The following is an 8260-nucleotide window of genomic DNA, read 5'->3' as shown; positions in this document are numbered from 1 at the left end:
CCGCCGACGCCTGCTGTCCCGGGTCCCCCCGCAGCTGCGCCGCGTGCCGCACGCGCCGCGCCCGACCCGAGTCCTGCGCACCGGCGTCGGTATCGCCTCCGTAGGGCTGATCGCCTCCGTCCTCGCCGCCACTCTCTGGGGCGACGACGGCACGGCCCCGGCGCCCTCGGCGACCAGCGGCGACACGGGCAGTGAGACCCCGGGGGTGTCCTCCGCGCCGCCCGGCCAGGCCCAGCTGCCCGTCCCGCCCCGGCAGACCCGGCTGCGCAACGCCGGCGCCGACCTGTGCCTGGACATCCGCGACGAGCCGGAACCCGGCGCCGCGGTCGAACTCGCCACCTGCTCCGCGGCTCCCACCCAGCAGTGGTCGTACGAGGAGGACGGGCTGCTGCGCAGTGCCGCCGACCGTGACCTGTGCCTGGACTCGCGGCTGGACGCCGGTGTCGTCGTCCTCGGCAAGTGCGCCGACGACGACGGCAAACGGGCCGACGACGTGCGCTACGACCTCACTGTGCAGGGCGAGTTGCTGCCCCGCTGGGACGAACAGCTCGCCCTCGCCTCCACCACCGGTGACGCGGGCGCCGACATCGTAGTCAAGGTCCGCGACGGCTCCGACGGACAGCGCTGGCTGGGCGATCCCGCCAGGTCGCAGAAGCCGGGGTCGCTGTCGGTCGCCGCGCCGTCGCCCGGCGCTGGTTGACGACGTCCCTCGGGGCGCGGCCCTCCAGGTAGGCGGTCACGTTCGCCACGGCGGCGAGCGCGATGCGTACCAGCGTCTCGCGGGTGACGCCGCCCGCGTGCGGGGAGAGCACCACGTTCGGCGCGCGCAGCAACCGCAGGGCCGGGGTGGGCGGTTCGGGGTCGAAGACGTCGATCCCCGCCCCGGCCAGGGCGCCCTTCTCCAGCGCGTCCGCCAGGGCGTCCTGGTCGATCAGGGCGCCCCGCGCGGTGTTCACCACGAACGCCGTCGGCTTCAGCAGCGCCAGGCGCTCCGCGTTCAGCAGGTGCCGGGTGTCGTCGGTGAGCGGGGCGTGCAGGGTGACGTAGTCGGCCGTGCGCAGCAGGTCCTCCAGCGGGAGCCGACGGGCCCCGAACCGGGCCTCCGTCCCGGGAGAGACCCGGCTGCGTCCGGCGTAGACGACCGTCATGTCGAACGCCGTCGCACGCCGGGCGACCTGCTGTCCGATCGCGCCGAGGCCCACGATGCCGAGCGTCTTGCCGGACAGCTCCGTCAGTGAGCTCTGCAGCCGGGGCAGCGCCCAGTCGGCCTCGACGAGCGCGGTGTGCGCGGGCACCACCTGCTTGGCGAGGGCGAGCATCAGCGCGAAGGTCTGCTCCGCGACGTTCTGCGCCTCGGCGCCGCTGGAGCCGATCGTGCACACCCGCACACCCCGCTCGCGGGCGGCGACGGTGTCGACGTAGTCGAACCCATGACTCGCACACTGCACCAGTTCCAACTCCGGTGCGGCGGCGAGGTGTTCGGCGGTGACGGGGGCGAGCCCGGTGATGATCACGTGTGCGGAGCGCAGCGCGTCCGGGTCCTCGTCCGCCGCCTCCACGACGGTGACGTGTGTGCCGGCGGGGAAGAGGGCCACCAGTCCGGCTCCGGCGACACGACCGCCGACGTGCGGCGCTATGACGGCGAGGACGTTGCGGGGGGCGGCGGTCACGCGGGGGCCTCCGTCAGGTCGGCGGGGCCGAGCGATGCCGGGCCCGCGTGGCCCGACAGGGCGAGGGTGAGGTCGAGTTCGGCGAGGAGGCAGCGGATCACGTGCTCCACGCCCGCCTGGCCGTCCAGGCCGAGGCCGTAGACGTAGGGGCGGCCGACGAGAACCGCCCGGGCGCCGAGCGCGAGTGCCTTGGCGATGTCGTCGCCGGTGCGGATGCCGCTGTCGAAGAGGACGGTGAGCCGGTCGCCGACCGCCCGCACCACCGCGGGCAGAGCGTCCGCCGCCGCGACCGAACCGGCGACCTGGCGTCCGCCGTGGTTGGAGACCACGACCCCGTCCATGCCGGCGTCCGCGGCGGCGCGGGCGTCGTCGGGGTGCAGGATGCCCTTCAGCACGATCGGCCCGTCCCAGTGCTCGCGCAGGAACGCGAGGTCCGGCCAGGTCTTCGCGGGATCGGCGAACATGCCCACGAAGTGCATCACCGCCGCGTTCGGGTCCTCGTGCACCGGCTTGGCCAGGCCCGCCCGGAACGCCGGGTCGGAGAAGTAGTTGGCGGTGCCGACCCCGTGCAGGAACGGCAGGTACGCCTGGTCCAGGTCGCGGGGCCGCCACGCCAGCAGCGGTGTGTCCAGGGTGACCACGAGCGCGGTGTACCCGGCCGCCTTCGCCCGGTTCAGGAAACTCAGCGCGACCTCGGGGTCCTTGGGCCAGTACAGCTGGAACCAGCGCTCGGCGTCGCCCATCGCCTCGGCGACCTGCTCCATGGGGGTGCTGGAGGCGGAGGACAGCACGAAGGGCACGCCCTGCGCGGCGGCGGCGCGGGCCGCGGCGGACTCGGCGTCCGGGTGCATGATCGACAGCACGCCCACCGGGGCGAGTGCCAGGGGCGCGGGCAGCGCACGGCCCAGCACCTCGACCGACAGATCCCGCTCGTGCACGTCCCGCAGCATGCGCGGCACGATCCGGTGCCGCTTCAGGGCGGCCCGGTTGGCCTGCGCGGTGCTGCCGTCCCCGGCGCTCCCCGCCACGTACCCGACCGGCCCAGGACCGAGCCGCCGCTCGGCCATCTCCTCCAGCCGCGTCAGATCGGTGGGCAACCGGGGCACGGCCCCCGTCATCCCGTTGAGGTAGATCTCGTACTGGAAGTCCGCCCAGTGCTTGGCCATGCCGAACGTCCCGCCTCTCGTCGTTGAGAACGCGCAGTACGCAGACCATACCGACCAGTAGGGAGGGGTGAAACGGCCGGTCAGCCCTCTCCTGCCGACGCCTCCAGGATCCGGGCGAGTTCCCGGGGCCGGGAGAACATCGGCCAGTGCCCCGTGTCGAGCCCGACCAGGTTCCAGCGCTCGCTCTGGAGCAGTTCGGCCGCCGCGCCCCACGGCTCCTCGCCGTCCAACAGGCACTTGATGTACGTACCGGGCAACTCGCCCAGCGGACGGGGCAGGACCGCCGGTTCCACGAGCGTGCCGCCGGGGTGGGATGTGGCACCGGCGAGCAGGCGCGTCACCTGCTCGTCCGTCAGCCCCTGGCCCGCGAACCCGGCCGGGTCCGGCGGCGGCCACACCCCGTCGTGCGCCGCGATCGCCTCCCGCACGGGATCACTCGGCCAGCCGGACAGGAACGACTCCCCGTCGACGGGCACGTTGGCGTCCACCAGCACGACGCGCCGCAGCCGGTCCCCGATCCGCTCCGCGGCCTGCCCCACCGGCACCCCGGCATAGCTGTGCCCCACGACCACGACATCCCGCAGCCCCAGCCGTTCGACCTCGTCGACGATGTCCCGCACATGGGTCCCCGGCCCCGCGGGAGCGTCCCGCTTCTCCGCGAGCCCCGACAGCGTCAGCGGATGCGCCACGTGCCCGCCGTCCCGCAGCCCTTTCACCACGTCGTCCCAGGCCCACGCCCCGAGCCAGGCACCCGCCACCAGTACGAAGGAAGTCATGCCCGCAAGGTAACCGAGCGGTGTGACAACGGCCCTCGGTAGGCTCGCGGTTCGGGATCGGTGGGGCGCCTCTGTGAACAAATGGGGCAACCAAGGAGTCGTTCGCGAGCGGAATCGGAATGTTTCAGGCCGATTAATGAACGTATTGATTTAAGCCACTTGGCTGCTTCGGGCGATCAAGAATGGCGTGCTCATGGGGTTGGAACGTTCGAATTCCGTTACTTCACGCCACTGATTCAATACGCAAGGTTACCGAAACGCGTGGGGTCGATGTGTGTTCCGGCGGCGGACTCGGCAGACTCGCGCTCGCCGGTCCCGGCCCGATCGGGCGGGCTCCGGCACACCCCCGAATCGAGCGGAAGGATGCACACAATGCGGACCACCGCGCGCTGGGCAGCGACCATCGGTCTGACGGCCACCGCCGTCTGCGGCCCCCTCGCCTCGGCCGCCCCCGCGGCCCCCGGCAACGCGCCCGCCTCGCTCTACGCCCCGTCGGCACTGGTACTCACCGTGGCGCACGGCGAGAGCTCGGCGCTCGCAGCCCCCGAGCGCGCTGTCACCCTCTCCTGCGCGCCCACGCCCTCCGGCACCCACCCGGCACCCGCCGAGGCCTGTGCCGAACTGCGTGCGGCGCAAGGGAACTTCGACGCTCTCGCGAGCGGCGACAACGTCCTGTGCACCCGGGAGTACAACCCCGTCGTCGTCACGGTCAACGGCGTCTGGCGCGGCCAGCGGGTCTCCTACGAGCGGACCTACTCCAACGAGTGCATCAAGAACGCCCTCGGCGCGAGCGTCTTCGCGTTCTGAGGGAGCGGGATCGCACGGTCTCCGTGAACAAGTGCAGCGGCCCGCAGCTGGGGAGTGCGAGTCCTGACGCGGGACCGGTGATCTCGAATCGGGGGCCGGCCGGGCGGAGTGGGGCCGCCCGGCCGGCACCTCGAAGCAGGCGCCCGCACCGGCGCGTTCAGCGCTGGACGGGCTTGAGTACCACGAAGTCCGCGCCCGCCGGGTCCACGCACACGGCGAGCCGGCCGACGTCCTCGGCGTCGTCCGGGCCCATCTGCACTGAGCCACCGTTCTCGGTGACCCGGGCGACCGCGGCGTCGCAGTCCTCGACGTCGAAGACCGGGTGCCAGTACGGCTTCCCGCCGTTGAGGGCGAGGGCCTCCGCGGGCAGGCCCATGATCCCGCCCTGCATCCGCTCCTCCGGCAGCCCCGCGGGCGTGATCAGGGAGTACGTCCCGCCCCCGCCCGGCAGCGGCATGTCGCTGTAGGACCAGCCGAACAGGTCGCCGTAGAACGCCTTGGCGCCGCCGGGGTCGGTCGTGTACAGCTCCGTCCACGACAGTGAACCCGGCGCGTCCACCAGCTCCACTCCGGAGTCCGAGCCCGGCTGCCAGACCGCGAACTGCCCGCCCAGCGGGTCGGTGAACTGGGCCATCCGGCCCCACTCGCCGAGGTCCACGGGCGCCACCCGCACCGTGCCGCCCGCCTTCTCGACCGCCTGGGTGGCGGCGTCCGCGTCGGCGACGTTGTAGTAGATCATCCAGGCCGAACGGGCACCCTCCTCGGTGAGCTTGCCGAGCCCCGCGACGACCTTGCCGTCCCGGCGGAACATCCCGCCCTCCATGTCCTCGCCGCCGCCCTCCATGGGCTCGTACTGCCAGCCGAAGACGGTGCCGTAGAAGGCCGCGGCGGCGGGTACGTCGGGTGCGCCGAGGTCGAGCCAGCAGGGCACGCCGGCGGCGGGTTCCGTGGTGATCATGAGGCTTCCCTTCACTGTTCCGTGCCGTCAGCCTGGCACCGGCCCGCCACGCACGCGCGTCGGGACGAGCGGCCGGACGGCCTCTCGAAGGACAGACCCGGACGGTTCCCGAAACTCATCGGCGCCCGCGCCCGCGCCCGCTGCCTCGCCTCAGCCGCGGGCGCCCGCCAGCCGCAGCGGCACCGGATCCGGCGGCGGTGCCGTCTCGTCCAGGTGGGCGACCCGGTTCCACCAGGACGCGCCGTCCTCGATGTGGCGCAGGAGGATGCCCTCGCGGATGGCCCAGGGGCAGACGGTGAGCGTGCGCAGGCCCGTGAGCTTCATCGTCGTGTGCGCCACCAGCGCCCCGGCCAGGCTCTGCGCGGCGCGCGGGGCCGAGATACCGGGCAGCAGGGCGCGCTCGGCGGCGGGCAGCCCGGCCAGCCGCTCGACGGCCTCACGCAGGTCACGGCGGGACAGGACACGGTCCACGAACGGGCCGTTGCGGCCCGGCGCGGTCCCGCACAGGCGGCCGAGCTGCTGGAACGTACGCGAGGTCGCCACCGCCGTACGCGGCCCCTCCCAGCGGATCCGCGCCGCCGCGTCCCGCAGCTGATGGCGCACCTTGCGGCGCAGCGCCCGGATCTGCTCGGGGCCGGGTGGATCGGTGTCGCCGAAGAACTCATGGGTCAGCCGCCCGGCGCCCAGCGGCAGCGACGCCGCGAAGTCCGGCAGCCGGCCGCGTCCGAAGGCGACCTCCAGCGAACCGCCGCCGATGTCCAGCAGCGCCAGCGGTCCGGCCCGCCAGCCCATCCACCGCCGTGCCCCGAGGAACGTCAGCTCGGCCTCCACCTCGCCGGGCAGGGTGCACAGATCCACCCCGGTCCGGGTGCGGACCGCGCGCAGCACTTCCGCGCGGTTCGGGGCGGAGCGCACCACGGCGGTGGCGAAGGCCAGCGGATCGGAGGCGTGCCAGCGGGCCGCCGTACGGCTCGCCTCCTCGACGGCGTGCACCAGCCGGTCGACGGCCTCCTGCGGAATCGGCTCCCCCGGACGGACGTACGCGGACAGCCGCAGGCGCCACTTGGCGGTGTGCACCGGCAGCGGTACCCCGCCCTGGGCGTCCGCCACCACCAGGCGAACGGTGTTCGAACCCACATCCACCACGCTGATTCGCATGGCCTCGTGGGTACCCCATTCCCGGCGTGTCGAACAAAGGGAGCTTCGCATGCGCATGGATTCGGCCGCCGCCCGGACACGGGACAGGGGCCGCCGTCCCCCTGCGGACGGCGGCCCCCGCGCGGCTCCCCGGGTGGTCCTGGTGGACCGGGACGGTCACATGTGGACGACGGGCGCCGCCTCGGGGTCCTGCTCCGGCACCCCGCGCCGGAAGAGCAGGAAGGAGATCACCGCGCCCGCGGCGAACAGACCGGCCGACCACCAGAAGGCGGTGGTGTAGCTCTCGATCGACGCCTGCGCCTGCACCGCCGGGCTGGTGGCGTCCCGGCCGGCCAGGTAGTCGGTCGCGGCGCTCGCGGCGAGGGTGCTCAGCAGCGCGGTGCCGATCGAGCCGCCCACCTGCTGCATGGCGTTGACGGTCGCGGAGGCCACTCCGGCGTCCTCGGCGGCCACTCCACCGGTGGCGAGCTGCATCGCGGGCGGCATCACCATGCCGAGGCCGACGCCGATGACGATCAGCTGGGGCAGTACGGAGGTCAGGTAGTCCGAGCCGACACCGATCCCGGTCAGCCAGGCCATGCCCGCGGTGGCGACGGCGAAGCCCAGCGGCAGGACGACCTTGGGTCCGAGCCGCGGTACCAGGACCGTGGTGCCGAGCTGGGCCATCACCATCAGCGCGCCGACCATCGGCAGGAAGGCGACACCGGTCTTCGTCGGGCTGAAGCCCAGGTTGAGCTGGAGGTAGTAGGTGAGGAACAGGAACACGCCGAACATGCCCGCGCCGGTGATCAGCACCGTGAGGAAGGAGGCCGCGCGGTTGCGGTCGAGCAGGATGCGCAGCGGCAGCAGCGGGTGCGCGGCGCGGGTCTGCCACCAGGCGAACACCGTCAGCAGCACCCCGCCCGCGAGCAGGAAGCCCCAGGTGAGCGGGGAGCCCCAGTCGTGGGACTCGGCGTTGGAGAAGCCGTAGACGACCGAGAACAGACCGGCCGCGACCAGGATCGTGCCCGGCACGTCGAGCTTGGAGTTCGCGGCGTCGCGGTGGTTGGACAGCAGCATCCAGCCGCCGGTCAGGGCGACCAGCGCGATCGGCACGTTCACGTACAGCGTCCAGCGCCAGTCCAGCGCGTCGGTCAGGACACCGCCGAGCAGCAGGCCGACGGCGCCGCCCGCGCCGGCGATGGCGCCGTAGACGCTGAACGCGGTGGCGCGCTCGCGGGCGTCGGTGAACGTGGTGTTGAGCAGGGAGAGCGCGGCGGGCGCGAGCAGGGCGCCGAAGACGCCCTGGAGGGCGCGGGCGGCGACGAGCATCTCGAAGCTGGTGGCGGCGCCGCCGAGCGCGGAGGCCGCGGCGAAGCCCGCGACGCCGATCAGGAAGGCGGGCTTGCGGCCGAAGAGGTCGGCGATCCGCCCGCCGAGCAGCAGCAGGGAGGCGAAGGCTAGCGCGTACGCGGTGACGATCCACTGCCGGTTGCCGTCGGAGAAGCCGAGGTCGGCCTGGGCCGAGGGCAGGGCGATGTTCACGATGGTGGCGTCCAGCACCACCATGAGCTGTGCGACGGCGACGATCGCGAGGATCCACCACCGCTTCGGGGAGGCCGCCGGCGGCGACTCTGCGGCGCCTGCGGCGCTCTCGGTGACGGTCTTGTGGGGCATTGGTTCAACTCCGGGAAGTCGCGCGAAGAGAAAGCCACGGTGAACGAAACGGTTTCGTTCACATGGCGA

General features: G+C 73.1%; 8 protein-coding genes. 2 read left to right on the top strand and 6 right to left on the bottom strand.

Translation table 11 applies throughout. The features are described 5' to 3' along the window. Nucleotides 1–700 (top strand): RICIN domain-containing protein (locus tag GA0115233_RS32985; protein WP_141689603.1); only part of this gene is annotated, 700 nt, incomplete at its 5' end. On the opposite strand, the gene GA0115233_RS32980 is transcribed toward GA0115233_RS32985, so the two are convergent. The 3 genes from GA0115233_RS32980 to GA0115233_RS32970 all read right to left on the bottom strand — a co-directional run bounded on the left by GA0115233_RS32980 (nucleotide 594) and on the right by GA0115233_RS32970 (nucleotide 3612). Further along, nucleotides 594–1670 carry a 2-hydroxyacid dehydrogenase gene (locus tag GA0115233_RS32980; protein WP_093724002.1) on the bottom strand — a complete coding sequence of 359 codons (1077 nt, stop codon included), beginning with the start codon at nucleotides 1668–1670 and terminating at the stop codon, nucleotides 594–596. The two genes, GA0115233_RS32985 and GA0115233_RS32980, sit on opposite strands and share 107 nt — an antisense overlap. Then, complete coding sequence (locus GA0115233_RS32975; protein WP_093724001.1) at nucleotides 1667–2836, bottom strand: lactate 2-monooxygenase; 1170 nt, start codon at nucleotides 2834–2836, stop codon at nucleotides 1667–1669. The genes GA0115233_RS32980 and GA0115233_RS32975 overlap by 4 nt, the downstream gene beginning before the upstream one ends. An 80-nt stretch (nucleotides 2837–2916) precedes the next feature. Continuing rightward, nucleotides 2917–3612 (bottom strand): alpha/beta fold hydrolase, encoded by a 696-nt coding sequence (locus tag GA0115233_RS32970; protein ID WP_093724000.1) that lies wholly within the window; start codon nucleotides 3610–3612, stop codon nucleotides 2917–2919. A 372-nt stretch (nucleotides 3613–3984) separates the two neighbouring features. Here GA0115233_RS32970 and GA0115233_RS32965 point away from each other — a divergent pair, with 372 nt between their 5' ends. Next, nucleotides 3985–4419 carry a subtilase-type protease inhibitor gene (locus GA0115233_RS32965; RefSeq protein WP_093723999.1) on the top strand — a complete coding sequence of 145 codons (435 nt, stop codon included), beginning with the start codon at nucleotides 3985–3987 and terminating at the stop codon, nucleotides 4417–4419. A 157-nt stretch (nucleotides 4420–4576) separates the two neighbouring features. Here the strand turns inward: GA0115233_RS32965 and GA0115233_RS32960 are convergent, their stop codons facing one another. The 3 genes from GA0115233_RS32960 to GA0115233_RS32950 form a co-directional block, all read right to left on the bottom strand. Next, on the bottom strand, nucleotides 4577–5377 hold the full coding sequence (locus tag GA0115233_RS32960) for a VOC family protein (protein WP_093723998.1): 801 nt from the start codon (nucleotides 5375–5377) through the stop codon (nucleotides 4577–4579). Between the two features lie 150 nt (nucleotides 5378–5527). Beyond that, the gene (locus GA0115233_RS32955; RefSeq protein WP_093723997.1) at nucleotides 5528–6535 is read right to left on the bottom strand and encodes a Ppx/GppA phosphatase family protein; all 1008 of its coding nucleotides are present in this window, start codon (nucleotides 6533–6535) and stop codon (nucleotides 5528–5530) included. 156 nt (nucleotides 6536–6691) lie between these two features. Then, nucleotides 6692–8191, bottom strand: a complete 1500-nt coding sequence (locus GA0115233_RS32950) for an MFS transporter (RefSeq protein ID WP_093723996.1) — start codon at nucleotides 8189–8191, stop codon at nucleotides 6692–6694. Nucleotides 8192–8260 lie beyond the last annotated feature (69 nt).

The sequence above is a fragment of the Streptomyces sp. DI166 genome (genome assembly GCF_900091315.1).
Classification (GTDB): Bacteria; Actinomycetota; Actinomycetes; order Streptomycetales; family Streptomycetaceae; genus Streptomyces; species Streptomyces fuscus.
This window is presented reverse-complemented; position numbering and strand designations above follow the sequence as displayed.

What these genes read in the sequence shown, in the direction of transcription:
- GA0115233_RS32950 (WP_093723996.1), bottom strand. Translation starts at nt 8,191, where the DNA reads ATGCCCCACAAGACCGTCACCGAGAGCGCCGCAGGCGCCGCAGAGTCG.
- GA0115233_RS32960 (WP_093723998.1), bottom strand. Translation starts at nt 5,377, where the DNA reads ATGATCACCACGGAACCCGCCGCCGGCGTGCCCTGCTGGCTCGACCTC.
- GA0115233_RS32975 (WP_093724001.1), bottom strand. Translation starts at nt 2,836, where the DNA reads ATGGCCAAGCACTGGGCGGACTTCCAGTACGAGATCTACCTCAACGGG.
- GA0115233_RS32970 (WP_093724000.1), bottom strand. Translation starts at nt 3,612, where the DNA reads ATGACTTCCTTCGTACTGGTGGCGGGTGCCTGGCTCGGGGCGTGGGCC.
- GA0115233_RS32955 (WP_093723997.1), bottom strand. Translation starts at nt 6,535, where the DNA reads ATGCGAATCAGCGTGGTGGATGTGGGTTCGAACACCGTTCGCCTGGTG.
- GA0115233_RS32965 (WP_093723999.1), top strand. Translation starts at nt 3,985, where the DNA reads ATGCGGACCACCGCGCGCTGGGCAGCGACCATCGGTCTGACGGCCACC.